Origin of the sequence: Parundibacterium terreum (genome assembly GCF_014636315.1) — a bacterium.
Taxonomy (GTDB): domain Bacteria; phylum Pseudomonadota; class Gammaproteobacteria; order Burkholderiales; family Burkholderiaceae_D; genus Undibacterium; species Undibacterium terreum.
In genome coordinates this window covers 1-25,594 of the sequence record NZ_BMED01000004.1, presented here as the reverse complement: position 1 = coordinate 25,594, position 25,594 = coordinate 1, and the positions used below count along the sequence as shown (strand labels likewise).

25 protein-coding genes and 2 tRNA genes are annotated in these 25,594 nt (G+C 56.6%); 4 read left to right on the top strand and 23 right to left on the bottom strand.

Annotation, left to right across the window (positions count from 1 at the left end; all coding sequences use genetic code 11):
• Position 1 precedes the first annotated feature (1 nt).
• The 13 genes from bioA to IEW12_RS18560 all read right to left on the bottom strand — a co-directional run bounded on the left by bioA (position 2) and on the right by IEW12_RS18560 (position 13,579).
• Positions 2-1,336: an adenosylmethionine--8-amino-7-oxononanoate transaminase gene (gene bioA, locus IEW12_RS18620; protein ID WP_188568015.1), complete on the bottom strand. Its 1,335-nt coding sequence runs from the start codon at positions 1,334-1,336 to the stop codon at positions 2-4.
• 105 nt (positions 1,337-1,441) lie between these two features.
• Positions 1,442-2,221 (bottom strand): enoyl-CoA hydratase/isomerase family protein, encoded by a 780-nt coding sequence (locus tag IEW12_RS18615; protein WP_188567618.1) that lies wholly within the window; start codon positions 2,219-2,221, stop codon positions 1,442-1,444.
• A gap of 266 nt (positions 2,222-2,487) precedes the next feature.
• Entirely contained in the window at positions 2,488-4,110 is a 1,623-nt protein-coding gene (locus IEW12_RS18610; RefSeq protein ID WP_188567617.1) for a carboxyl transferase domain-containing protein, read from the bottom strand.
• A gap of 2 nt (positions 4,111-4,112) precedes the next feature.
• Positions 4,113-4,520, bottom strand: coding sequence for a YchJ family protein (locus IEW12_RS18605; protein WP_229751218.1), 408 nt, complete (start codon positions 4,518-4,520; stop codon positions 4,113-4,115).
• On the bottom strand, positions 4,520-5,170 hold the full coding sequence (locus IEW12_RS18600; protein ID WP_188567616.1) for an HAD family hydrolase: 651 nt from the start codon (positions 5,168-5,170) through the stop codon (positions 4,520-4,522). Before IEW12_RS18600 ends, IEW12_RS18605 begins: the two co-directional genes overlap by 1 nt.
• A gap of 48 nt (positions 5,171-5,218) precedes the next feature.
• Positions 5,219-6,349 carry an acyl-CoA dehydrogenase family protein gene (locus IEW12_RS18595; RefSeq protein WP_188567615.1) on the bottom strand — a complete coding sequence of 377 codons (1,131 nt, stop codon included), beginning with the start codon at positions 6,347-6,349 and terminating at the stop codon, positions 5,219-5,221.
• A 27-nt stretch (positions 6,350-6,376) separates the two neighbouring features.
• Positions 6,377-7,045: an SDR family oxidoreductase gene (locus IEW12_RS18590; protein WP_188567614.1), complete on the bottom strand. Its 669-nt coding sequence runs from the start codon at positions 7,043-7,045 to the stop codon at positions 6,377-6,379.
• A 112-nt stretch (positions 7,046-7,157) separates the two neighbouring features.
• The gene (locus IEW12_RS18585) at positions 7,158-8,339 is read right to left on the bottom strand and encodes an acetyl-CoA C-acetyltransferase (RefSeq protein ID WP_188567613.1); all 1,182 of its coding nucleotides are present in this window, start codon (positions 8,337-8,339) and stop codon (positions 7,158-7,160) included.
• 108 nt (positions 8,340-8,447) lie between these two features.
• The gene (aceK, locus tag IEW12_RS18580) at positions 8,448-10,229 is read right to left on the bottom strand and encodes a bifunctional isocitrate dehydrogenase kinase/phosphatase (protein ID WP_188567612.1); all 1,782 of its coding nucleotides are present in this window, start codon (positions 10,227-10,229) and stop codon (positions 8,448-8,450) included.
• A 6-nt stretch (positions 10,230-10,235) separates the two neighbouring features.
• A complete protein-coding gene (locus IEW12_RS18575; RefSeq protein WP_188567611.1) occupies positions 10,236-11,177 on the bottom strand; it encodes a pyridoxal-phosphate dependent enzyme in 942 nt (313 codons plus the stop codon).
• A 68-nt stretch (positions 11,178-11,245) separates the two neighbouring features.
• Positions 11,246-12,430: an isovaleryl-CoA dehydrogenase gene (locus IEW12_RS18570; RefSeq protein ID WP_188567610.1), complete on the bottom strand. Its 1,185-nt coding sequence runs from the start codon at positions 12,428-12,430 to the stop codon at positions 11,246-11,248.
• Positions 12,431-12,535: 105 nt separating this feature from the next.
• The gene (locus tag IEW12_RS18565) at positions 12,536-12,997 is read right to left on the bottom strand and encodes a PaaI family thioesterase (RefSeq protein WP_188567609.1); all 462 of its coding nucleotides are present in this window, start codon (positions 12,995-12,997) and stop codon (positions 12,536-12,538) included.
• 138 nt (positions 12,998-13,135) lie between these two features.
• Positions 13,136-13,579, bottom strand: a complete 444-nt coding sequence (locus IEW12_RS18560) for a MerR family transcriptional regulator (RefSeq protein WP_188567608.1) — start codon at positions 13,577-13,579, stop codon at positions 13,136-13,138.
• 215 nt (positions 13,580-13,794) lie between these two features.
• Here IEW12_RS18560 and IEW12_RS18555 point away from each other — a divergent pair, with 215 nt between their 5' ends.
• The gene (locus IEW12_RS18555) at positions 13,795-14,868 is read left to right on the top strand and encodes an MBL fold metallo-hydrolase (protein ID WP_188567607.1); all 1,074 of its coding nucleotides are present in this window, start codon (positions 13,795-13,797) and stop codon (positions 14,866-14,868) included.
• Between the two features lie 64 nt (positions 14,869-14,932).
• Here IEW12_RS18555 and IEW12_RS18550 read toward each other — a convergent pair whose 3' ends face one another.
• The gene (locus IEW12_RS18550) at positions 14,933-15,811 is read right to left on the bottom strand and encodes a LysR family transcriptional regulator (protein WP_188568013.1); all 879 of its coding nucleotides are present in this window, start codon (positions 15,809-15,811) and stop codon (positions 14,933-14,935) included.
• Positions 15,812-15,928: 117 nt separating this feature from the next.
• Here IEW12_RS18550 and IEW12_RS18545 point away from each other — a divergent pair, with 117 nt between their 5' ends.
• Complete coding sequence (locus IEW12_RS18545; protein ID WP_188567606.1) at positions 15,929-16,306, top strand: cupin domain-containing protein; 378 nt, start codon at positions 15,929-15,931, stop codon at positions 16,304-16,306.
• 90 nt (positions 16,307-16,396) lie between these two features.
• The gene (locus IEW12_RS18540) at positions 16,397-17,287 is read left to right on the top strand and encodes a DMT family transporter (RefSeq protein ID WP_229751217.1); all 891 of its coding nucleotides are present in this window, start codon (positions 16,397-16,399) and stop codon (positions 17,285-17,287) included.
• 35 nt (positions 17,288-17,322) lie between these two features.
• Here the strand turns inward: IEW12_RS18540 and IEW12_RS18535 are convergent, their stop codons facing one another.
• From IEW12_RS18535 to IEW12_RS18510, 6 genes are all read right to left on the bottom strand, one after another.
• On the bottom strand, positions 17,323-18,117 hold the full coding sequence (locus IEW12_RS18535) for a helical backbone metal receptor (protein ID WP_188567604.1): 795 nt from the start codon (positions 18,115-18,117) through the stop codon (positions 17,323-17,325).
• Positions 18,114-18,902, bottom strand: coding sequence for an SDR family oxidoreductase (locus tag IEW12_RS18530; protein ID WP_188567603.1), 789 nt, complete (start codon positions 18,900-18,902; stop codon positions 18,114-18,116). The genes IEW12_RS18535 and IEW12_RS18530 overlap by 4 nt, the downstream gene beginning before the upstream one ends.
• 57 nt (positions 18,903-18,959) lie before the next feature.
• Positions 18,960-19,703: a thiol:disulfide interchange protein DsbA/DsbL gene (locus IEW12_RS18525; protein WP_188567602.1), complete on the bottom strand. Its 744-nt coding sequence runs from the start codon at positions 19,701-19,703 to the stop codon at positions 18,960-18,962.
• Positions 19,704-19,745: 42 nt separating this feature from the next.
• The gene (locus IEW12_RS18520) at positions 19,746-20,405 is read right to left on the bottom strand and encodes an SPOR domain-containing protein (RefSeq protein WP_188567601.1); all 660 of its coding nucleotides are present in this window, start codon (positions 20,403-20,405) and stop codon (positions 19,746-19,748) included.
• Positions 20,406-20,500: 95 nt separating this feature from the next.
• The gene (gene argS / locus IEW12_RS18515) at positions 20,501-22,213 is read right to left on the bottom strand and encodes an arginine--tRNA ligase (protein ID WP_188567600.1); all 1,713 of its coding nucleotides are present in this window, start codon (positions 22,211-22,213) and stop codon (positions 20,501-20,503) included.
• Between the two features lie 170 nt (positions 22,214-22,383).
• A complete protein-coding gene (locus tag IEW12_RS18510; protein WP_308789150.1) occupies positions 22,384-22,920 on the bottom strand; it encodes a DUF6622 family protein in 537 nt (178 codons plus the stop codon).
• 184 nt (positions 22,921-23,104) lie between these two features.
• On the opposite strand from IEW12_RS18510, the gene IEW12_RS18505 reads away from it, so the two are divergent.
• A complete protein-coding gene (locus tag IEW12_RS18505) occupies positions 23,105-24,013 on the top strand; it encodes a recombination-associated protein RdgC (protein ID WP_188567598.1) in 909 nt (302 codons plus the stop codon).
• 404 nt (positions 24,014-24,417) lie between these two features.
• Here the strand turns inward: IEW12_RS18505 and IEW12_RS18500 are convergent.
• From IEW12_RS18500 to IEW12_RS18490, 3 genes are all read right to left on the bottom strand, one after another.
• Positions 24,418-24,494 (bottom strand) — tRNA-Asp (locus IEW12_RS18500).
• Positions 24,495-24,531: 37 nt separating this feature from the next.
• A tRNA-Val gene (locus IEW12_RS18495) sits at positions 24,532-24,607 on the bottom strand.
• A 196-nt stretch (positions 24,608-24,803) separates the two neighbouring features.
• Entirely contained in the window at positions 24,804-25,211 is a 408-nt protein-coding gene (locus tag IEW12_RS18490) for a GtrA family protein (protein WP_188567597.1), read from the bottom strand.
• Positions 25,212-25,594 lie beyond the last annotated feature (383 nt).

Sequence of the window (25,594 nt, the reverse complement as noted above, 5' to 3'; positions counted from 1 at the left end):
CTCATGCAATTACCTGCTCAAATACTTTAAGGGTGCGCTCGGCCAGGCCGGCGACCTCTTCATCGTTCACAATATAAGGCGGCATCAGATACACGCTGCAGCCTATGGGGCGCAGCAATAATTCATTGTCCAGTGCTGCCGTAAAGAAGCGGCGCGAGAAGCTGGCCGCTTTTTCAGCGTCGTCCACCACCGCATCAAAGGCCAGGATCATGCCGCGTTGACGGAAGTGTTTTACCTTGCCATGTGCAGCCAGCGGCGCAAACGCATCGTGCAATTTTTGCGCCGTCAGCCGGTTGCGGTTCAGGATATCGTCCTGCTCGAAAATTTCCAGTGTCGCCAGCGCTGCACGGCAGGCCAGCGGATTGCCGGTGTATGAATGCGAATGCAGGAAACCGCGCCGGATATCGCTGTGATAAAAGGCCTGGTAGATCTCGTCGCGCGTCATCACCAGCGACAGCGGCAGATAGCCGCCGCTGATGCCCTTGGACAGGCAGACGAAGTCGGGCCAGATGCCGGCCTGTTCGCAGGCAAAGAAGCTGCCGGTACGTCCGCAGCCAACCGCAATCTCGTCGGCTATCATGTGCACCTGATAGCGGTCGCACAAAGCGCGTACCAGCCTCAGGTATTCCGGATCATGCATCGCAATGCCGGTGGCGCACTGTACCAGCGGTTCCACGATTACTGCTGCGATCTTGCCGGTGCGGCGCTGCAATAGCTGCTCCAGGTCCGCTGCGGCGCGGCGGGCAACATCGGCGGCGCTTTCGCCCGCTTCGGCCTGGCGCGCATCGGGGCTAGCCACTACATGCGCCTGCCTTAGCAATGGTCCATACGCGTCGCGAAACAGGGCTACGTCGGTTACTGCCAATGCGCCTATGGTTTCGCCGTGATAGCTGCCCTTCAGGCAAATGAATTCCTGCTTGTCGCTTTGACCGGCATTACGCCAGGCATGGAAACTCATTTTCAACGCAATCTCTACCGCCGACGCGCCATCGGATGCGTAAAAGCAATGCCCCAGCACAGCGCCGGTCAGCGCAGACAGTTTTTCCGACAGCGTGATCACCGGCTCATGCGTAAAGCCGGCCAGCATCGCGTGCTCCAGCTTATCCAATTGGTCTTTCAGTGCCGCATTGATGCGCGGATTGGCATGGCCGAACAGATTGACCCACCAGGAACTGATCGCATCCAGATAACGCTTGCCTTCCACGTCATACAGCCAGGCACCGCGGCCATGGCTGACAGGAATCAGCGGCATACTCTCGTGGTGCTGCATTTGCGTGCACGGATGCCAGACACTGCGCAGACTGCGTGCTACCCAGTCCGGTGTGCTGCCATCCATTTGTTTATTTGCTTCCAATACAACTCCAAACTTTTCTGACACGCCGTTTTCAGGCTGCGTGCGTTACTACCTTATTCACTACCTTATTTACTACTGCATTTCCCGTTATTGCAACCAGGAAGGCTTGCGCTTTTCCAGAAAAGAACGCACACCTTCGCGTCCCTCGTCGGACGCGCGTATCTGTGCAATGCCGGCGACAGTGCCGGCAATCAGTTCAGCCGTGATTTCGCGGCCGCTGACGTCCTGCACCAATTGCTTGGCCTGCTTCACTGCGTTGGGGCTATTGCCGGCCAGCGCCTTGACGATCTCGGCTACTTTTGCATCCAGCTGGTCTGCCGCTACCGCTTCCTGCACGAAACCCATGCGCAAAGCGTCTGCTGCAGAAAAACGCTCCGCCGTCAGGAAATAGCGGCGTGCCGCACTTTCCCCCATCGCCTTGATCACATAAGGGGAGATGGTGGCCGGGATCAGGCCCAGCCTGACTTCACTGAGGCAAAAATACGCGGTATCCACTGCCACCGCCATATCGCAAGCCGCCGCCAGCCCCATGCCGCCTGCATAGCAATCGCCCTGGATCTTGGCGACAACGGGTTGCGGGCAAGTGTAGATAACACGCAGCATCTCCGCCAATTGGCCGGCATCCGCAAGATTTTCTTCATGCGTATAGTCGGCCATCTTCTTCATCCAGTTCAGATCCGCGCCGGCACAGAAGGCGGGTCCGTTTGCGGCCAGTACAATAACACGAATGCGCTCATCCTTCCCCAAGTCGCGAAAGGCTTGCGTCAGCTCGGCGATGGTTGTTTCATTGAACGCATTGCGGACTTCCGGACGGTTCATTGTCACGGTGGCTACGTGTTCTACAGCAGAAACGGTCAGGCTATCCATATTATTCAACTTTCATCGATGTTTGTTCTTAGGCATTTGCTTTGGCAGCTAGCGCCGGAAAGCCATGTTTTTCCAGAAATTCAGTCACGATAGGCTCCCATGCCTTGCTCCCTCGTTTTGCGCCCCTTTGCGAGCAGGCTATGCCCGTCCTTGCCAAAAGGAGGGCGGAGCTTGAACTCCGCCTGCCCACCGAATTTCTTGAAGGCCGCCCGCAGCACAAGCAAGCACAAATAATGTCGGAGTCCGGGAATAGCGCGTCATTTGCATTACATCCTGAACACACCGAATTTCACTTCAGGTATAGGCGCATTCAAGGCTGCCGACAAGCCCAGACCCAGCACCATGCGGGTATCTGCCGGATCGATCACGCCATCATCCCACAGCCGCGCACTAGCGTAGTAAGGATGGCCCTGATGTTCATACTGGTCCTTGATCGGTTGCTTGAACGCATCTTCTTCTTCCGCCGACCAGCTACCGCCCTTGCCTTCTATGCCGTCGCGCTTGACAGTTGCCAGCACGCTAGCGGCCTGTTCGCCACCCATCACCGAGATACGCGCATTCGGCCACATCCACATGAAGCGGGGTGAATAGGCACGGCCGCACATGCCGTAGTTGCCGGCGCCAAAGCTGCCGCCAATGATGACGGTGAACTTCGGCACATTCGCCGTTGCTACCGCAGTCACCATCTTGGCGCCATTACGGGCAATGCCCTCGTTTTCATATTTGCGGCCGACCATGAAGCCGGTAATGTTTTGCAGGAACACCAGCGGTATCTTGCGTTGGCAGCACAGCTCGATAAAGTGCGCGCCCTTCAATGCCGATTCGGAAAACAGGATGCCGTTATTGGCGATGATGCCGACCGGCATGCCGTAGATATGCGCAAAGCCGCATACCAGTGTAGTACCGTAGCGCGCCTTGAACTCGTCAAAAACGCTGCCATCCACGACGCGCGCAATCACTTCGCGCACGTCGAAAGGCTTGCGGGTATCCACCGGAATCACGCCGTACAATTCCTGCGCCGGGAATTTAGGCTCTTCCACTGGCTTCAACACGACTTGCTGCGGCTTTTGCCGATTCAGGTTGGACACGATGGTGCGCGCCAGCGACAGCGCATGCATATCGTTCTGGGCCAGATGATCCACCACGCCGGACAGGCGGGTATGCACATCACCGCCGCCCAGGTCTTCAGCGCTGACGACTTCACCGGTCGCCGCTTTCACCAGCGGCGGGCCGCCCAGAAAAATCGTGCCCTGGTTTTTGACGATGATGGACTCATCGCTCATCGCCGGTACATACGCACCGCCGGCAGTACAGGAACCCATCACCACAGCGATCTGCGGTATGCCCTTGGCCGACATATTGGCCTGATTATAAAAGATGCGGCCGAAATGATCGCGGTCGGGAAATACATCGTCCTGGTTCGGCAGGTTGGCGCCGCCGCTGTCCACCAGATAAATGCAGGGCAGGTTGTTTTGCTCGGCAATCTCTTGCGCGCGCAAATGCTTCTTCACCGTCAGCGGATAGTAAGTGCCGCCTTTGACCGTCGCATCATTACACACGATCACGCACTCCTGCCCGGCCACACGGCCTATGCCGGTGATCACGCCGGCCGAAGGAGCGGCATCGTTGCCGTTCTTTTCCTTGTACATGTCATACGCTGCCAGTTGCGAAAACTCCAAGAAAGGCGTACCCGCGTCCAGCAGCATTTGCACGCGGTCGCGCGGCAGCAGCTTGCCGCGAGAAAGATGCTTGTTGCGCGCGTCTTCTCCGCCACCTAGCGCGATCTTCGCGATTTTTTCCTTCAGGTCATCCACCACTACCTGCATTGCAGCGGCATTGGCCTTGAAGTCTTCGGAGCGGCTGTTCAGTTTGCTGTCTAGTATCGTCATTTTTATTTGCTCTTTTCTGGAAATGTTCCATCCACGTACAACCATTTGCCGTCTTCCCTCAGGAAACGGCTGATTTCATGCATGCGGTGCGCGCGCCCATCTATGCGGTAGCGTGCAACAAATTCCACGCTGGCTTCATCGCCCTGCTGCGCGTGCCGCTTTACTTCCAGGCCCAGCCATTTCGCGGCGTCATCCTGGATAATCGCATCTACCGGACGCGTACTGGCATGCCAGCTAGCGCGCAGATAAGCCTCATCACCCAGCGTGTACGCGCTGTAGCGCGAGCGCATCAATTGCTCCGCGGTGGCCGGCACGGCCTGGCCGGAGATAAACCGGCCGCAGCATTGCGCAAAATCCGGCGATCCGCAAGGACAGGCCTGGGTTGCCGCCTTAATTACAAACTTGCCCACTACAGCACCAGGCCAGGCAGAGACTGCATATCGTTAAAGACACAGGTGGCACCCGCCGCCAGCAGCAGGCGCGGATCGGCGATGGCAGCAAAGCCAAAGACCGTCATGCCCGCCGCGACACCGGCTGCGACACCGGTCGCCGTGTCCTCTATCACCACGCAACGCGCGGGCGCAACGCCCATGGTTTGCGCTGCCAGCAGATACACGTCCGGAGCAGGTTTGGTGCGCGCCACTTCCATGCCGCTGAACATCTTGCCGTCAAAATGCGGCAGCAAGCCGGTGCGCCCCAGCGTGATATGCATCTTCGCGCGATCGGCACCGGAGGCAACGCAGAAGGGTATCTTATTGTCTTGCAAATGCCGTATCGCATCGGCGATGCCGGGAATCGGCGTAATGCTCTCGTGCAAGCCGCGGTCACGGCGCTGAATAAATTCGCCCAGGAAGTCCGACGGCAGCGGCCGGCCTATCTGCGCCTCTATGATCGCGACTTCATCCCTGACGGAACGGCCGACAAAGGTGTGCATCGTCTCTTCATACGAGATCTTCCAGCCTAGCTCGTTCAGCAAGTCTGCCAGCACGCGGATGGTGATCGGTTCGCTGTCTACCAGCACGCCGTCGCAATCGAATGCGACCAGGTCAAAACGTGGCATATGTATTTTTACTTTTCTGTTCTTTATTTTTCATCCGGCGGCACAGGCTCAGGCCAGCGCGCGCCCGATCAGGATTTTCTGGATATCGGAAGTGCCTTCATAGATCTGGCAAACCCGTACATCGCGATAAATGCGTTCTACCGGGAAGTCGCTGACATAGCCGTAGCCGCCGTGTATCTGTATCGCATCGGAGCAGACCTTCTCCGCCATCTCGGACGCAAACAGCTTGGCCATCGCGGCTTCTTTCAGGCAGGGCTTGCCGGCATCCTTCATGCTGGCAGCATGCCAGATCAGCTGGCGCGCAGCTTCTATCTGGGTCGCCATGTCGGCCAACCTGAATTGCACTGCCTGGTGTTCAAAAATAGCTTTACCGAAGCTGGTGCGTTCCTTGGCATAAGCCAGCGCGGCCTCAAAAGCGGCGCGCGCCATGCCCACCGATTGGGCGGCAATCCCTATGCGGCCGCCTTCCAGGCCGGACAGCGCAATCTTGTAGCCCTGCCCTTCTTCGCCTATCAGATTTTCTGCTGGAATACGGCAATTTTCAAACAGGATCTGCGCCGTATCGGAAGAATGCTGGCCCAGTTTTTCTTCCAGCCTGGCGACGATATAGCCTGGCGTATTGGTCGGTACCCAGAATGCGCTGATGCCCTTCTTGCCGGCTGCCTTGTCGGTCACCGCCATCACGATCGCCACATCGGCATATTTGCCGCTGGTGATGAATTGCTTGACGCCGTTGATCACATAGTCACTGCCGTCACGCGTCGCCGTGGTGCGCAGCGCAGAAGCGTCGCTGCCTACATGCGGCTCGGTCAGGCAAAACGCACCCAGCATGTCGCCCTTGGCCAGCGGCGCCAGCCATTGTTTTTTCTGCGCGTCGTTGGCATACATCATCGCGATACTGCATACCGGACAATTGTTGACCGAGATCACCGTCGACGTGCCGCCATCACCGGCGGCAACTTCCTCCAGCACCAGCGCCAGCGACAGGTAATCCATGCCGGCACCGCCCAGCTCTTCCGGCACGGCGACGCCATATGCGCCCATCTGTGCCAGCTCCTTCAATTCCTGCTGCGGGAAATGATGTTCCTTGTCCCAGCGGGCTGCGTTCGGCACCAGGCGCTCCTGGGCAAAGGCGCGCACCGCGTCGCGTATCATTTCGTGTTCTGGAGTAAGTAACATAATTGCGATCTAAAAATACCGGGCAGGCTACCAGCTCAGCGGCGTGCCGTCGTAATTGAAAAATTTTCCATTGTCGCCGGCCTTGCGGCTGGCTATCGTGCTGCGTATGCCGTCAGCACTTTCCTGCACCGAAATATCTGCATCTTCACCGCCCATTTCCGTCCTGACCCAGCCAGGGTGAAAGGCGATGCAGATTGCGCTCTTCACACTGAGCGAAATATCTTTAAGTACCGAATTCAGCGCCGCCTTGCTGGCGCGATACAGCCAGCCACTGGGGTTTTCGCGCATGCTGATCGAACCCATGCGCGAGGAAATCACCGCCAGCCTGCCGTCGGCATTATCCACCAGCGGCGCAAGGATGGGCAGCAGGCGCATCGCCGCCAGCACGTTGGTATGCATCACCTGATCGAAGTCTTCTTCCACCGGCGTGGCGATCCCGGCGATACGCGGGCCGTATACACCGGCATTCAGGATGGCGACGTCTATCTTTTCGTCATCCAGCTTCCAGCCCAGGCCGGCGCAATCGTTCAGATTGTTCACATCCAGCGGCAGTGCTTCACACCCCAGGCCAACCAGGCCCTCCAGGTCTTCCTTTTTGCGCGCGGTGGCGATGACACGCCAGCCCGCATGGCGGTATTGGCGCGCCAGTTCGTGGCCTATGCCGCGCGATGCGCCGATGATCAATGCTGTAGGCATGGTTTCTCTCCCCCGCGTTGTGCTGCACATCATAAGAGCTTCTTCAGCGGTCCCGGCTATAGTCGGGACCGCGTGATACAAATTACTAGGCTTGCTGTATCGCTGCTGCCGATTACACCAGCTCGATCGCAACTGCAGTCGCTTCACCGCCGCCTATGCACAGTGCCGCCACGCCGCGTTTCAGGCCGCGCTTTTGCAATGCACCGATCAGTGTCACGATGATGCGGGCGCCGGACGCACCGATAGGGTGACCCAGCGCGCATGCACCGCCGTGCACGTTGATCTTGTCGTGAGGAATGCCATGCTCTTTCATCGCTGCCATAGGTACGGCGGCGAAAGCTTCATTGATTTCAAACAGATCCACGTCGGCCGTAGTCCAGCCCACTTTCTTGTACAACTTTTCTATCGCGCCCACCGGTGCAGTTGTGAACCAGCCTGGCTCCTGCGCATGGGAAGAATGGCCCAGTACGCGAGCGATCACTTTGCTGCCCAGTTCCTTCGCCGTCGATTCGCGCATCAGCACGAGTGCAGCGGCGCCATCATTGATAGACGAAGAAGATGCGGCAGTGATAGTGCCGTCTTTTTTGAAAGCAGGTTTCAGTGTAGGGATTTTTTCTACCTTGGCTTTCAAGGGACCTTCATCCTTGTCTATCACGGTATCGCCATTGCGGCCGGATACGGTCACCGGTGCGATTTCCCATTTAAAGGAACCGTCGGCGGTAGCAGCCTGCGCGCGGCGTACGGATTCAATCGCGAATGCGTCCTGGTCTTCACGGCTGAACTGGTATTTGGCGGAGCAGTCTTCTGCAAAAGTGCCCATGGAACGGCCTTTGTCATACGCGTCTTCCAGGCCGTCCAGCATCATGTGATCAAAAATCTGGCCGTGGCCGATACGGTAGCCGCCGCGCGCCTTAGGAATCAGGTAAGGTGCATTGGTCATCGATTCCATGCCGCCGGCAACAATCACATCATTGCTGTGCGCGGACAAGGCGTCATAGGCCATCATCGTGGCTTTCATTGCAGAGCCGCACATCTTGGACAGCGTAACCGCGCCGGTCGACGTAGGCAGGCCGGCTGCCAGAACTGCCTGGCGTGCAGGCGCCTGTCCCTGGCCCGCCATCAGGCAGTTGCCGAACAGGACTTCTTCCACCAGCTCAGGCTTGATGCCGGCACGCTCTACCGCTGCCTTGATCGCTACCGCGCCCAACTGGCTTGCGGTAACAGTCGAAAAATCACCCTGGAAAGCGCCCATAGGGGTGCGTGCGGCGCCAACGATTACGATAGGATCACTCATGTCATTTCTCCAAAAAAATTAAAAATACGCAGCGGAATAATCATCCGCTCCATGTTCATTCAAGCCGGCCAGCACATAGCACATTACTTGCAGACTACTACTTGCTTTCTAATGCTTGCTGGCAGCCTGGTTTACAAATCTCACGTGCTGCGGGTACGGAAAGACATCTTCTATATGTCCATCCAGTATGCGCTGCTTGCGTCCCTGCCAATAATCGGCTGTCAGCAGGTCGGCGTGGTGCTTCATAAAATATTGGCGCACTTTGGTATTACCCAGCAGAAAAGTGCCGAACTGCTCCGGAAACACATCGTTCTTCGCGACCGGATACCAGGGCTCAGCAGCCATCTCGTCTTCTTCATTGCGCGGCGCGGGTATCACGCGAAAATTGCAATCGGTAATGTATTCAATCTCATCATAGTCGTAGAACACGACCCGGCTATGGCGGGTCACGCCAAAGTTCTTATACAGCATATCGCCGGGGAAGATATTCGCGGCGACCAGTTCCTTGATCGCATTGCCGTATTCTATGATGCCGTGCTCCAGCGCGGCATCGTCCTGGCTCTTGTCGGCCTCGGTCAGGTAGATATTCAGCGGCACCATGCGGCGCTCTATGTAGAGGTGCTTGATGATGATTTCATCATCGTCCTCTTCCACCACGGACGGCGCAAAGTGCCTGATCTCTGCCAGCAATTCTTCCGAGAAGCGCGGGCGCGGAAAGGCGACGTCGGAATACTCCAGCGTATCGGCCATGCGGCCGACGCGGTCATGGTTTTTCACCAGCAGGTATTTTTCCTTGATCAGCGCCTTCGTGGTTTCCTTGGGCGGCGGGAAACTGTCCTTGATTACCTTGAACACATACGGGAAGGACGGCAGCGCAAACACCACCATCACCAGGCCGCGTATGCCGGGTGCTGCCTCTATGATGTCGGACGAATATTTCAGGTGCTGCAAGAAGTCGCGGTAGAACAGGTTCTTCCCGTGCTTTTGCAAACCCAGTATCGTATAAATTTCGCTGCGCGGTTTCTTGGGCAAGATGCTGCGCAAAAATTGCACATAGGCGGATGGCACCGCCATGTCTATCATGAAATAGGCACGTGTAAAGGAAAACAGCACAGTGATCTGTATCGCGTCGAACAATACCGTATCCAGCACCAGTTGTTTCTTGCGATTGTGCAGGATGGGAATCACGAAAGGATATTCGCGGTTGCCGTTGATGCTCTTGCCGACGATATAAGCGCCCTTGTTGCGGAAGAACAGATTCGCCAGTACCTGCAACTGGTGATTGGGCTCCAGCTTTTCGTTGCCGTAACTTTCCTGCAGACGCTGTTCCACCAGTTTGATATCTCGCTCCAGGTCGGCAAACTCCACCTGCAACTGGAAATTGGTCACGATGCGTTTCAGCGAGAAGTTCAGCCCATCCTTGGCCGGGTAGTACACACGGTAAGCCGGCGGTGTAGCATCGTTTTCTATGTATTCGGTAGAGACCGCCGGACGCACAAAGATGAAGTCATTGTGGAAGTAATTCCTGTGCAGCATCTTGGTGCAAACGGTATTGAAAAAGGTCTCCGCCAGCTCAGGCTGCAGGTGGTCGATCAGCAGACCCATATAGTGCAGCTTCACCTCGCGCCAGACTTCGTCGGTCAGATCTTCTTGCTCGTACTCGTCTTCCAGTATCTGCACGCACTCTTTCACGCGCGTGTCGTAGAACGAGATGCGCTCGCGCGCCGCCACTTGTGCCGCCTGCCAGTCGCCGGTTTCAAAATGCGTCTTTGCCCGCTGGCTGGAGGCACGAAACAAGCGGTAATGCTTGTCGAAGCCGTCCAGTATCGCGCGCGCAATATCGAACGCAATCTGGGAGGACAGCAACTTGGGAAAGGCGACTTGGGTCATTGCATATCAGCTCAGCTTGAATTGCAATTTCCAGGCTTGCAGTTTTTCCAGGTCCACGCCCAGTCCGCCGCACACCACGATCAGCGGCTTCTTGAACTCGGCCAGCACCGGCAGGTTCTGGTATGCCACCGCAAGCGAGGCACCGCAGGCTGGCTCCACCAGCAGGCGCATATCGCTGGCAAAATGCAGGCAGGCATCCACCGCCTGCGCATCGCTGACGGTGACGGTGCGGATATCATGCTTGCGTGTCCAGTCCAATGCCTGCTGGGCCACGCGGCGTGCGGCCAGGCTGGTGGCGATACTGTTGATCGCCGGCAAAGTCACCAGTTCACCGGCATTGACCGCAGCAGCAAACGAAGCTGCGCCTTCGGTCTCCACGGCTATCACCGGCACATGCTGCAGACCATTCCTGTGCAGGCCCTGCAAAACGCCGCTCATCAGACCGCCGCCGCCGACCGAGCAGATCACTACGTCGAAATCCAGCTTGTCGCCACTAGCGTCGGCAAGCTCGTCTATCATCGTCGCATTGCCGTCCCAGATATCCGGATGGTCAAACGGCGGTATGTACACGGCACCCGGCTTTTCGCACAGGCGCAATGCCAGCAGGTTGGCCTCATCCCAGACACTGCCTTCAACGACCAGGTCCGCGCCTATCGCACGTATGTTCTGGCGTACGCTCTCATGCGTGGTTTGCGGCACCACGATGGTGGTGCGCACGCCCAGCGCTGCACCGGCAACGGCTGCGGCAAAGCCGGCGTTGCCGCCGGACGGGCATACCAGATGGCTGGCGCCGCCTGCCACTGCACGCTGGCATAGCAAGCCTATGCCGCGCAATTTGAACGAACCCGATGCCTGCGTGTTTTCCAGCTTCAGCCAGACTTTCTTGTCCAGCCGGGCCGACAGGCCGCGATGCTCCAGCAAAGGGGTCTTGCTATGCAGATGTGTCATGCTAATTGATTTCCTTCCAGACTGATATGCGCTCCCCAGCCCGCAGCGGGCTGGGAAAAACACCCAGTTTACTTGGTCTCGGCAAACAATTCACGGCCGATCAGCATGCGGCGGATTTCGCTGGTGCCGGCGCCGATTTCATATAGCTTGGCATCGCGCCACAGGCGGCCAACCGGGTATTCATTGATATAGCCATTGCCGCCCAGCGTCTGGATTGCTTCGCCAGCCATCCAGGTGGCTTTTTCTGCCGAGTACAGGATGGCGCCGGCGGCATCCTTGCGGATCGCGCGTATTGCTTCTGGGTTCTTGGCACGGTCGCAAGCCTGGCCAACTGCATAGACGTAGGCCTTGCAGGCCATCATTGTCGAATACATGTCGGCGATCTTGCCTTGCATTAATTGGAACTCGCCGATAGGCTGGCCGAACTGCTTGCGCTCATGGATGTAAGGCACAACCACGTCCATACATGCCTGCATGATGCCCAGTGGGCCGCCGGACAATACAGTGCGCTCAAAATCCAGGCCGGACATCAGCACGTTGACGCCCTTGCCCAGGCCGCCCAGTACGTTTTCTGCCGGCACGACGCAATCCTGGAACACCAGTTCGCCTGTATGCGAACCGCGCATGCCCAGCTTGTCCAGTTTTTGCGCAATGCTGAAACCTTTGAAGCCTTTTTCTATCAGGAAAGCCGTCATGCCGCGCGGGCCGGCTTCCAGGTCATTCTTCGCATACACCACCAGCGTATCGGCGTCAGGACCATTGGTGATCCACATCTTGTTGCCGTTCAAGACCCAGTGATCGCCTTTCCAGTCGGCGCGCAATTTCATGCTGACAACGTCGGAACCGGCGTTAGGCTCGGACATGGCCAGCGCACCGATGTGTTCGCCGCTGATCAGTTTTGGCAGGTACTTCGCTTTTTGTTCCGGCGTGCCGTTACGGTTGATCTGGTTCACGCACAGGTTGGAATGAGCACCGTAAGACAAGCCTACCGATGCCGATGCGCGCGAGATTTCTTCCATGGCAATGATGTGCGCCAGGTAGCCCATATTGGCGCCGCCGTATTCTTCGCTGACGGTCATGCCCAGCACGCCCAGATCGCCCATCTTGCGCCACAGATCCATAGGGAACTGGTCGCTGCGGTCGATTTCTGCGGCACGCGGCGCGATTTCATTGACGGCAAATTGCTGGACTGCTTCACGCAGCGCGGCGATATCTTCGCCATGATCGAAAGTTAAGCCTGGGAGATGGAGCATGTCGTCCTCACTTTATTGTAGGTTTATAGGGTTCTGAATAATTCTGAATGGTTCTGAATACAAGTTCTTGGCGCTAAGCTGGCTGCCGCCTTTTACAAGCCCGGCTCAGGCCTTGGGTATCACGAATAAGGTTTGCTGCATGATGGCGCATAATTTTTCCTCTCCCTGGGTCACCGCAAATACTTCGGCGCAGGAAACCACCAGGTTCTTGCCCGCCTTGACTACCTTGCCGCGCGCAACCAATGTGTCGCCTATGCCGGGGGCGACGATATTGATCTTGTATTCGGCGGTCAGGCATTCATTGGCAGGCATCAGCAGCGTGTTGGCGGCATAGCCACCGGCTGAATCGGCCACCGCGCCGATGACGCCGCCGTGAAAATAGCCGTGCTGCTGCGTCACCGCTGGCCCCATGGGCACGCTGATCTCACAACTTCCCGGCGCCATGTCGGTCAGCCGCGCACCCCACGATGACAGTACACCCTGCTTGCCGAAGCTGTCGAGCAAGAGCAGCGCCACATCGTGGGACAGTGGGCGCAACGCGCCTTCATTGCGGTTTTCACTACTCATCTAGGCTCCGGACAGGACGGGAAAGCACTTGGTTCGGGTAAAAATGATACCCGCAATTGACGTTTACGTAAACGTAAAGTCGATATAGACTACCTTAAATCCGCCTGCGCTTTGGAAAGGCACGGCGCTATCGGTTTTTTATGTTGCCAGTTTTTCCAGTTTCACGGATTTTGTTGTCTTTTTTAACTTTCGTTCCTGATCCCTGGCCTGCAACAGCAGTTTCTGGCTTTGTTCCTCGTGCGCAGCGATTTCCGCCAGCATCACTTCTATGTCTTCCCGCTGCTGTTCCAGCGAGGCCCTGTGCCTTGCCAGCACTTGCAGGAAGCTTTGCAACTGGACTTCGGTATCCTTGGGCGAACCATACATATCGACCAGGCTTTTGATATCGGACAGGGATAGTCCGAGGCGCTTGCCGCGCAGCGTCAGCTTCAGGTGGGTGCGTTCGCGTGCCGTGTAGACTCGGTTGCGTCCGCCCGGTCCTTCACGCAAGGGACTGATCAGGCCCTGGTCCTCGTAAAAGCGGATGGCTCGCGGCGTAATGTCGAATTCTCGCGCTAATTCGGTAATGGTATAGGTAGGCATGTGGCAGGCTCTAAAACGTGGAACTGGGGGCTAGGTATTCAGGCGAAACAGCATGAAACGCAAAATCTGATTACAATCTCACTGTGAATCGCAGTTTACGTAAACGTCAAATAATATTGTAGGGCATTCCGTGCAATTAGCGAAATATGTAGCTGGTTTTGAGTGTAAAAGTAGCATTAAAAAATTATAAATAGAATTACAAAGAGAGAGACGCAATGAATCCGCTGGAAATGCAATTGAACTATCCATTTGGCGACACCCTGCCGGACACCGGCAAGGTCATGGAGATCGCACCCGGCGTGCTGTGGCTGCGCATGGGCCTGCCGTTTGCACTGAATCACATCAACCTGTGGCTGATAGAAGACGATTACGAAACCGAAAACGGCATCGTGCACGGCTGGACTGCCATTGATTGCGGCATTGCCAGCGATGCCACTCGCGATGCCTGGGAAGTCCTGTTTGGATCACAGACCGACGGCTTGCGCGGCTTGCCTATCGTGCGCGTGCTGGCAACCCACTGCCACCCGGATCACGTGGGCCTGGCCGACTGGCTGTGCACGCGCTGGAATGCACCCTTGTGGATGACTGCCGGCGAATACAGCTTTGCACGCATGATGTCGGCCAGCCTGCCGGGCGCTGACGGCACCGCGATGTTCCCGCATTTCCGCAAGCATGGTCTGGTGGACCCGGCGATGCAGGACAGCATCCAGGACCGCAAGGGACACTACATCAAGCTGGTGCCGTCCATGCCTACGGCATACCACCGCATGCAAGACGGCCACGATGTGAAGATAGGCCGGCACAACTGGCGCGTCATCACCGGCTTTGGCCATTCGCCCGAGCACGCGGCTTTATATTGCGCCGACTTGAACCTGCTGATTTCCGGCGACATGGTGTTGCCGCGCATCTCGACCAATGTGTCGGTCTTTGCGATAGAACCGGAAGCCAATCCTGTGCAGCAATATCTGGATTCACTGAAGAAATTCGCCGGTCTGCCGGATGATGTGCTGATCCTGCCTTCGCACGGCAAGCCGTTCAAGGGCCTGCATACCCGCATCCAGCAATTGAATGACCACCACGCAGAGCGCCTGGCTGAAGTAATGGAAGCCTGCGCCGTACCGCAATCGGCAGTGGATATCGTCCCCATCATGTTCCGCCGCCAGCTGGATGCGCATCAGATGACTTTCGCCATCGGCGAGGCATTGGCGCATCTGCACAAGCTGTGGATAGACGGTGCCTTGCGGCGGGAGCTGGGCGCGGACGGCGTCATCCGCTTTGCGGTGAAATAAGATAAAGCCAAGATCACAATAAGATGCGGCAGATCCGGCCCTGGCGAGAGCGGCCCTGCCAGCCTCAGGCAACCAGCCTCAGGCGCTCTCTGTATCCCACCCTTATCTGCCTCGCCATTTCCTGCGCCGGCGCGCTCAGTGCAACCGGCGACTGATGGAGCTTGATCGCAAAGTCCGGCAAAGCCGGCAAGCCGGAGTCCGGGCCCAGTATTTGCAGATCCAGCGGCACTGTGGACGCCAGCCAGGCAGTTACCGCCATATCCAGTCCGACGGTAGCCCTGGTTGCGTCTATGCTGCTATTTTCAAAAACCGTACGCCACGGCAGGCCTTGCGCATCCAGCGCGGCAAACATCCTGGGTCGGAATACGCAGGTTTCGGTAACGATGGCGACTGCCAGGGGGCGCTTGCGATAGGCATCGCCGCCGGCGCTACCCACCCACACCAGCGGCTCCACCGCCAGGCATTCGCCTGCACCATTGCTGTCCGCCGCGACCTCTTCCACCAGCGCCAGTTCCACCTTGCCGTTGCGCAGCATGTCCTGCAATTCCGGCGAAGACCCCGACACCAGTGAAATTTCTACATTGGGACAGCTCTGCGCAAAGGCTTTCAGTATTTTGGCCAGATGGGTGCCGATCAGATCATGCGGCACACCCAGCCGCACCTCACCGCTAAAGGATGGCGTACTCATGTCAGCCCATAGCTCATCATTGCCTCTGAGCATGCGCCGGGCATGCCCCAGTAAGCGCTCACCCTCATTGGTGAGCCTGGCGCCATGCCGGTTGCGCTCAAATACCGCGCAGCCGAACAACTCTTCCAGGCGCTTGATCTGCTGGCTGACCGCCCCCTGCGTCAAATGCAACTGGTTGGCGGCGGCAGTCACGCTGCCCGCTTCATAGACGGCGATAAAACTGCGCAGCAGGCCAATATCAATATTGCGGGTCATCATAAATTATTAGCCTTGCTAATATTAAAGATAAAAATCATTCGATTGTCTAATTATACGTCCGGCCTTTACCATCTAACCAGATTCCACATTGTCAGCCACTACAGGAGAATGAACATGCAGGCAGCACTACAGGCGGTGAATTTTGCCAAGGCACTGGAGCAGGTCAGCGAGTACTGGACACCGAAAGTCATAGGCAGGGTCAACGACCAATACATCAAGGCTGCCAAACTAAAAGGAGAATTCGTCTGGCATAGCCATGAATTCGAAGACGAGCTGTTTTACATCGTTTACGGCAATCTGCTGATGCAAATGGAAGACCGGGATGTGCACCTGGGGCCCGGAGATTTCTTTGTGGTTCCCAGGAATACCCGGCATAATCCGGTTGCCGCCGAAGAATGCGGCTTGATCCTGATAGAAAGCGTGAGCACGCGCCACACCGGGGATCTGGAAACGGAACGCACTGTCTCCATTGAAGATCAATTGGCAGGCTAGCACTCTGCTTCTTCAATCAAGCTCGAACACTTATAGTGCCGGACGGGGCAGAGCATGCTCCTGGCCGGCAATGCCATTTTGCCAGCAGCCATGAACAAACCACTAGTCAGCACCTATCTGAAACTCGTCTGCGTCGCCATGTTCTGGGGCGGCACCTTCATCGCCGGGCGCATGATCGCCAATACAATTCCGCACATGATCGCCGCCAGCGGCCGCTTCCTGGTGGCCTGCGCATTGCTGATCCCACTGGCATGGAAGCTGGAAGGCGGCTTGCCCAGGCTGACCAGGCAGCAGGCGCAGGCGACCTTTGCGCTGGGTGCCACCGGTATTTTCCTGTACAACATCTGCTTTTTCAAAGCCTTGTCGCTGATGCCGGCCGGACGCACCGCGCTGTTCGTTGCACTGAACCCTATCGTCACCGCACTGGCTCTGGCCTTGTTTTTCCGCGAGCGCCTGGGCATGCGCAAATGGCTGGGCATCCTGATCGCCTTCGTCGGCGCGGCAGTGATCATCACCCGGGGCGACCTGCAAGGCGCGGTGCATGATATTTCGCAATCGGTAGGTACCGGCGAACTGATCATGTTCTGCGCCATCTCCGGATGGGCCGCCTACACCATCATAGGCCGTCATGCGTTGAAGGGGCTGACGCCTATCGCGGCCACCACTTACGCATCGCTATGGGGATTGCTGCTGCTGAGCGCAGGTGCGGTCACTGAGATTCCAGGCATGGACTGGGGCCTGGTCACCTGGCAGGTGCTGGCCGCCATCGTCTACCTCGGCGCCTGCGGCACCGTGATCGGCTTTGTCTGGTACTACGAAGGAGTGAAGGCACTCGGCCCGGCGCGTACTGCAGTCTTCAATAACCTGGTGCCGGTATTCGGCATCAGTTTTGGCGCGGTAATGCTGGGTGAACCGATTCTGGCCTCGATGGTGATAGGCGGCTTGCTGGTGATTGCTGGCGTCACGCTGACCAACCGCTAATCATAGGCATGGATAGACCCGGGATAGACCTGGACCTAAGCGCTCAATAACTGCTTCAGATAACGGAGGCCGGGTATAGCGCGGCTGCCATACCAGGATATCAGCTCGCCATCGACCAGATAGACCGGCTTGCCTATCTGCTGCTCCAGCGCATCGACATGCGCTTCGGTAAAGCGGTAGGGCTCGCTGGATAGCAGCACTGCATCCAGGCCATGTACCAGTTCGTCATTCCATTCAAACGCAGGATAGCGCTTGTCGGAACCGGGCGGGGACCAGGCCTTCCAGCCTATCAAGTCCAGCATATTGGCAATATAGGTGTCGCGCGACACCGTCATCCATGGATCTTTCCAGATGCAGTACAACACGGTTTGCGTCTGTACCGGAGGCGGCAAGGCTTGCAAGGCCTGCTCGAACTCGGCCGCCAGTTGCTGCGCCCGCTTGCCTGCATTGAAAATGCCGCCCAGCAGCGCATACAAGGGTAGATTGTCCGCAGGCCGCACAGGATGCGTGACGATCACATGCGGGATAAACTCGGCCAGTTTGTCCACCGTGGGCTTTTCATTCTCGTCGATATTGACGACCAGATGCGTGGGGGCGAGCTTGCGGATCTTTTCGATGTTGACGTCTTTGGTCCCGCCTATCTTGGCGATACCTTTCACCAGCGCCGCCGGATGTATGCAAAAGCCGGTGCGGCCGACCAGATAAGGCGCCAGGCCAAGGTCGCATAGCAGCTCGGTCACCGACGGCACCAGGCTGACGATGCGCGGCTCACCCAACACGGGCGTATGTTGCTGGCCGAGAGCGTCAAACAGAATGCTCCCCGCAGTCATTGGCCGGCCCTGGATTTATGTGGCGCCCGCGAAAACACCAGGTCATACAAAGTATTGGGCAACAGGCGCAGCAGCTTGGCGACCACACCCATCTGCCATGGAATCACCTTGTAAGAAACGCCCTCCATGATGGCTGCTACCGCCTTGGCGGCAAAACGGTCGGCGGGCATCAGAAAAGGCATGGGATAAGAGTTAGCCTGTGTCATCGGCGTGTCGATATAACCGGGCGCGATCGTCACGACCTTGATGCCGGAAGATTTCAGTTCCACCCTCAGCGATTCGCAATAGCTGATCACCGCTGCCTTGGATGCGCTATAGGCGCCGGCCCCGGGCAGGCCGCGTATGCCGGCCACACTGCCTATACCGACCAGCCGGCATCGATGGGCGCTGGCGTGCTCGCGCATATGGCTGATGAAAGGAGAAAAGGTGGCAACCGTGGCCAGCAGATTGGTTTGTACCACGCGGGCAAATACCGGCAGATCATCATGGAATTCGGTCAGCGTGCCCACCGAGATGCCGGCATTGGCGATGACGACATTGACCCTGCCATGCAACTGAATAAAGTCTTCTGCGGCGGCGGTCAGCGCCGCATGGTCATTGACGTCCAGTGCATAGATGCTATGCAGCTCAGGATGTGGCAGGCTGGCGCGCAGCGATTCCAGCATGTCGCGGCGGCGCGCCACCAGCCCCAATATCGCGCCCTGCTCGGCAAAGCGGATTGCCAGCGCGGCGCCCAGGCCGCTGGACGCGCCGGTGATGAAGACGGTATCTTTGCTGGTCTGCATAAAAAAAATAAGCCCGTGACTAGACGGGCTTATTGTAGGGCTAAATACTCTGCGGTTTTATTTTTTCTTGGCTGAGGCGGCGGCTGGCGCTGCTGCCGGAGCGGGAGCAGCCGCTGGAGCGGCGGCAGGGCCGGCTTTCTCTTTTTGCACCTTGGCGACCAGCCAGTCCAGCACTTGCAGGCTGGCCAGGTTCTGTTCCTGCTCGGTGACAGGGTGGCCCATGACCTGGCCTACGATGGAAGGCGAAGTAATGTAACGGCCCTCAACTGCAAAAGTCGGCACACCGGTGATGTTATACGCCTGCTGCATGAGCTTGGAGCGGCCTACCTTGCTACGCACGGAAAAAGAATTATAAGTATCCAGGAATTTTTGCTTGTCCAGGCCCTGCTTGACGGCAAACTCCACCACTTCATCGTCGCTGCTCAGGCGTTTGCGGTCTACGTGCATGGCATAGAACACTTTGCTATGCAGCTCTTCCAGCTTGCCCATCGCTTCCAGCGTGGCAAACAGGCGCTCCTGCGGCAGCATGGAATCGGAAAAATCGACGTGTACGCGCTTGAACACGATGTTGTCGCCCTGCTTTTTCACCCAGGCGGTCAGTACCGGATCCAGGATATTGCAGTGAGGGCAGAAATAGCCGAAGAACTCGATGACTTCCACTTTCTTGCCCGCGTCAGCCGGTTGCGGCCTTTGCAGCACCTGGTATTCGGCACCGATTTGCGGTGCCGTCACAGACGCGCTGGCGCCTGCGGCCACAAAACCAAAACCCAGGATCAGGAACAATTGACGAAATAAGCGCATTGCATTTCCTTAAAAAATTTTCACAAAGCTAAGTTTTACACATTATTTGGCGGTACGTATGACAGCAACGTCTACACTGTTCTCGGACAACTTCGCGCGCATTCGGTTCATTGTTTCTACTTGTGCGAACGGGCCTATGCGGACACGGTACAGATTGCCGTTCTCGGAAGTGCGCTCGCTGATTTTCGCTTCAAAGCCGAGCAGCGCCAGTTTGGCGCGCACGCTCTCGGCATCGGCCTGTTCGCGGAATGCGCCGGCTTGCAAGAAGTAGACAAATTTATCATCGCTGCCGCCTTCAGCCTTCGCTGCAGCAGGCGCGGCATCCGCAGCTTTCGGTTCTGCCGCAGGCTTGACCACTGCGACCGCAGGGGCGGCCGGCTTCTCTACCGGAACAGCCCTGGTTTCCACCACTTCAGGAGCAGGGGCTTTAGGCGTATTGGCCTGGTTGGCCAGATCCTTCGCAGCCTCTTTGGCGGCATTCTGGTTGCCATATAGAGGCTTGTTCGGATCCAGTAACTGGCTGGTCGGCATGTCCGCCTTGTTATTGCCTTTGTTGGTGAAAGGCGTGGAAGACTTGGTGATCAGCAGAGCAACTCCGACTGCAATTGCCAGGCCGACCACAAGACCGATAATCAATCCCAGCAAGGTACCGCCTTGCTGGCGGCGTAAGCTTGCTGACAATTTTTTCTGATGAAATTTCATGCGTCTCCGATAAACTCTTTAAAAAGTTTTTTGAACAATTTCCTGGTTCGATAAGGGCTAAGCGACTGGTGATGGCAATATGGGCAGAACAGTGCTTACATCTTGTTCGGTGCCGATACGCCTATCAAGGCAAGACCGTTGCGCAGCACTTGCCGGGTAGCGGACATCAGTGCCAGCCTTGCCATCTTGGTGGCCTGGTCATCCACCAGCACCCGTTCGGCATTGTAGTAGCTATGCAATTCGCCAGCCAGATCACGCAGATAGAATGCAACCTGGTGCGGACCCAGCTCTTCCAGCGCCCTTTCCAAGGCTTCCGGATACTCAGCCAGCTTGGCCAGCATGCTCGCTTCGCGCGGCGCAGTCAGCGGTGCCAGATCGACATTGATCAAATCCGCCAGTGCAGCTTCATCGCCGCCCCACTGCGCCAGCACCGAGCAGATACGCGCATGGGCATACTGCACGTAATAAACCGGGTTTTCATCCGATTGCGCCAGTGCGACGTCAACGTCGAAGACGAATTCGGTATCGGCCTTGCGTGAAATCAGGAAGAAACGTACTGCATCGCGGCCTTTGACCACATCGCCATTGCCGGACCATTCGATCAGGTCACGCACGGTGACATAAGAGCCCGCGCGTTTGGAAATTTTAACTTCCGCGCCGTCCTTCATCACGGTCACCATCTTGTGCAGCACGTAGTCGGGGTAGCCCTTGGGGATACCCATGTCAACGGCCTGCAGGCCGGCGCGTACCCGCGCTATCGTGCCATGGTGGTCGCTACCCTGGATATTGATCGCCTTGCGGAAGCCGCGCTGCCATTTGACGATGTGATAGGCGACATCCGGCACGAAATAGGTATAGGTGCCGTCGGTCTTTTTCATCACGCGATCTTTGTCATCGCCGTATTCGGTCGTGCGCAACCACAGTGCACCATCCTGCTCATAAGTCTTGCCGGCATTTTTCAGCGCATCAACTGCCGCTTCCACCTTGCCATCGCTGTACAGGGAAGATTCCAGATAGTAGTTGTCGAACTTGACGCCAAAGGCTTGCAGATCGATATCCTGTTCATTACGCAGGTAGGTCACGCCAAACTTGCGGATGGAATCGATGTCTTCGATATCACCACTGGCCGTAGCCGGCTCGCCATCGCTGGCGGATACGGTCTTCCTGGCCAGGAAGTCTTGTGCGATCTCTGCAATATAGTCGCCGTTGTAGGCCGATTCCGGCCAGCCTGCATCGCCCGGCTTCAGGCCGCGCGCGCGCGCCTGCACCGATGTCGCCAGCGTGGCAATCTGCACGCCTGCATCGTTGTAATAAAATTCACGGGTAACGTCATAGCCCTGCACTTCCAGCAATGCCGACATCGCATCGCCCAGCGCGGCCTGGCGGCCGTGGCCTACGTGCAGAGGGCCGGTAGGATTGGCAGAAACAAATTCAACGACAACCTTCTCACCGGCGCCTTTGCTGCTCTTGCCGAATTGTGTGGTGTCGCGCAAGATGGTTTTCACTACCGCCTGTTTGGCCGCGGCGGCAACACGGATGTTGATGAAACCGGGGCCGGCGATTTCCGCACTGGCGATCAGATCTGTCGCCTGCGTCTGCAGAGAAGCAACAATTGCCTGCGCCAGTTCGCGCGGATTTTTTTTCAGCGGCTTGGCGATTTGCATCGCGATATTGCAGGCGATGTCGCCGTGGGATGGATCGCGCGGGCGTTCCAGCGTGATGTTCGGTGACAGGTCGCTGCCTTCGAGCAAAGGTGCGACGGCGGCTTGTATCAGTTCAAGGATTTCTTGTTTTTGTTGAGCTAGCATGGCGTGTAGTTTTCACGGTAACTACCCGTGAAAATGATTTTTGACAACGGACATTATACCTTGGGACCACGCCTGTCCGGCCTGCTGATATTGTTACAATAAATCTCAAAGACAGCGGCGTAAATGCCCGCTGTCTTCGCATTACTTCTTCCTTTGATCCGCTACCAGGCTCAAGCCTCGACCATCATTGCGGATTGCTGTTTGAACATCATCAGCACCTTCAGCATCTTGCCGAGAAACAGTCCATTGAACAAGCCGTAGGCGAGGCAAACGGCGGCGATGAAACTGGTATCCAGGCGCAGGGAAGGATTGATGGCAATTATGACATTCACACAATACTTGACCAGGAAAATAGCCATCATCAGAGCCATAGGGACCCAGCTGCCGCGATAAAACACGCTGGCCTTTTCCGGCAATACCCTGACGTTGGTGTTATTAACTGATTTCCACGAGATGACACTGCCCAGCAATACGCTAGCCACCCAGCTGGCCACGCTGGCCTCGGTGAATCCAAAGCTGCCGGCGATCCCTTGCAAGGACAGCAACAGCATCACAGCGGGGATAACAAAGATTGCACGCAGACCCAGTTCCCGGTCTTTACTGGCCAGGAAGCCGCGATACATCAAAAATGCCAGAATGGCCCAGACCCAGAGTGGTGTATGAGTGATGATTTGCTGTAACATTTTTGCTCTCCCTGTAGGATGTATTGGTAGAAAATTAAAGAAATCCGCGTGTTCGTGAATCCATGGACATCATTTTTTCATTCCTGCCTCCACTTTCGTAGCGCTTTGCGATCAAGGGTCGATTTATGTCGCGAAGCCTGAGGTTTACGGCTTGAACCTGCGCATGAGCGTGTAGAATGTTTTGTTTTTTCTGTCTGGATACAAGATTATGTGGTTCAAGAATTTGCAGATTTTCCGCTTGCCATCGCCATGGAATGTCGATGTCGCAAAATTAGAAACACAACTGGCCTCGCAATCCTTTCTTCAATGCCCTTCCGGCGAAATGCAAAGCCAGGGCTGGGCATCCCCGCGTGACAATGAACAGCTGATCCATAGCGTCAATCGCCAGATGCTGCTGTCGCTGGCAACAGAAAAGAAACTTCTACCATCTACCGTGATCAACCAGGTAACCAAGGCCAAGGCTGCGGAACTGGAAGAGCAGCAGGGCTTTGCCCCCGGCCGCAAGCAGATGAAGGATTTGAAGGAAAGAGTTACCGACGAACTGCTGCCGCGCGCTTTCGCCATCAAGCGCAGCACTTTCGTCTGGATAGATCCGGTCAATGGCTGGCTCATTGTGGACTCGTCCAGCCCTTCAAAGGCAGACGAAGTCATCAAGCTGCTGCTGAAGGCCGACAAGATCCCGCTGGAAAGCCTGCGCGTCAAATTGTCGCCCCAGGCGGCGATGACCGACTGGCTGGCCGGCAACGAGGCGCCAAAAGGCTTCACCATCGACCAGGATACCGAGCTGCGGGCGCATACCGAAGACAAGGCGACTGTACGCTATGTACGCCATTCGCTGGATGCGGACGACGTACAGCGCCATATCGCCGCGGGCAAGCAATGCACCAAGCTGGCCATGACCTGGGATGACAAGATCTCCTTCGTGCTGACCGATACGCTGGCGATCAAGCGCATCAAGCCGCTGGATATCCTGGATGAAGACACCGACAAGCGCACTAGCGGCGAAGATGAACGCTTCGATGCGGATTTTGTGCTGATGGCATCTGAAATCGCGAAGATGCTGGACGATATCGTGTATGCACTGGGTGGAGAGATGCCGGCGGCAATGGCGGCATAAGCAAACCGGGCGGCCGCGCCGCCTGGATCGATATCTGAGTACGGCTTGATTGCGGACGAAAAAAAAGGCGAGCGAGCTGCTCGTCTTTTTTTATGGGCGGCCGGAATATGGCTAGCGCATAGAGGCACATACAGGAGACGATCTTAGCCTCGCCCTACATGTGATTGCATCCCTCCTGAGTCGGGACGAAAAAAAGCCCGCATTCTGCGGGGTTTTTAAGAATTGGCTGAATGGATAGGGCTCGCCTACAGCTTGCCGGCCGCTGAATCGCTTGCAAACGACTCCCTTCGACTCCCGCCGAAAGCCGCGCAGGCGGCTTTCTCCCCTCCTGCGATATACGCCCGCAAGCGGACATAAGATAGATACAAACAAAAATGCCCGCTTGCGCGGGCATTTTTATGTTTTGGCGGAGTGGACGGGACTCGAACCCGCGACCCCCGGCGTGACAGGCCGGTATTCTAACCAACTGAACTACCACTCCTAAACTACTTAACTTTGGCACTACAATGTCTATCTGATGGTGGGTGCTGAGAGGCTCGAACTCCCGACCTACGCCTTGTAAGGGCGCCGCTCTACCAACTGAGCTAAGCACCCAATGTTCTCGCTTAGTTCAGATACACATTCATCGTTTGTCACCAACGACTACAGAAGCAAGATTATAGGATGTATTTCAGGACTTGTCTAGGGAGTTTGCAGATTTTCTTCAAATATTTCATAATTTTTTTATGGAATATTCAGGAAGAAAAATCTGGCCCGAAATTCATGTGCTGCAAGCGTCCATACTTACGCATTACTCCGGTTTAGCCGGCGCCTCCTTAAAGGCCCACAATCTGCTGCCGGTAAAATTCCAGCACAATCCTATGCCCGTGGTGATCACCTGGCCCAGCCAGGGATGCCAGTTCAGGTACTGTACGAAAGTCCACATCAGTCCGAAGTTCAAACACCAGCCCACGCCGAGCACCGCAAAGTATTTGCTGGCCGCTTCCATATGCGATTTGCCGCTGGAAAAAGTCAGGAAGTAATTCAGGATATAGTTGACCACTGATCCCAGGATATAACCTATCGCCGAGCCGGCGACTGTCGCCGGTTTGCCGAACATATAGAGGGCAATGCCGACACAGGTATATTGCACCGCCGTGCCGGACAAGCCGACTGCGGCAAAGCGCAGGAATTGTTGAACGACAGGTTTGGACAACATGGTGTGTGGCTCCAGGACGAAAAGCGTCTCGCTTTTGCTGACTGCGTTTGGTTTATTGCGGCGATCTTACTGTATTACCGCCAGAAATAAGGAAATTTAAAGCGCTTGCGCGGCATGATTCGTTGGTCAGCAAGAACGGAATAGCCGATTCAGCATCCGGGCATCTATTCAGCAGGAGCAAATCGGAGGAGATCGGCAAGCCGAAGCCGCAAATTGGTGTTCCTGGCCCTCAAATAAACCGGGGTTACAAACCGTTCGCGCAAAGCAAAAACCCCTCACTCTTTCGAGGGAGGGGTTTTCTAGATAAAAGCCTGACAATAACCTACTTTCACACTGGTTGCAGCACTATCATTGGCGCAGAGTCGTTTCACGGTCCTGTTCGG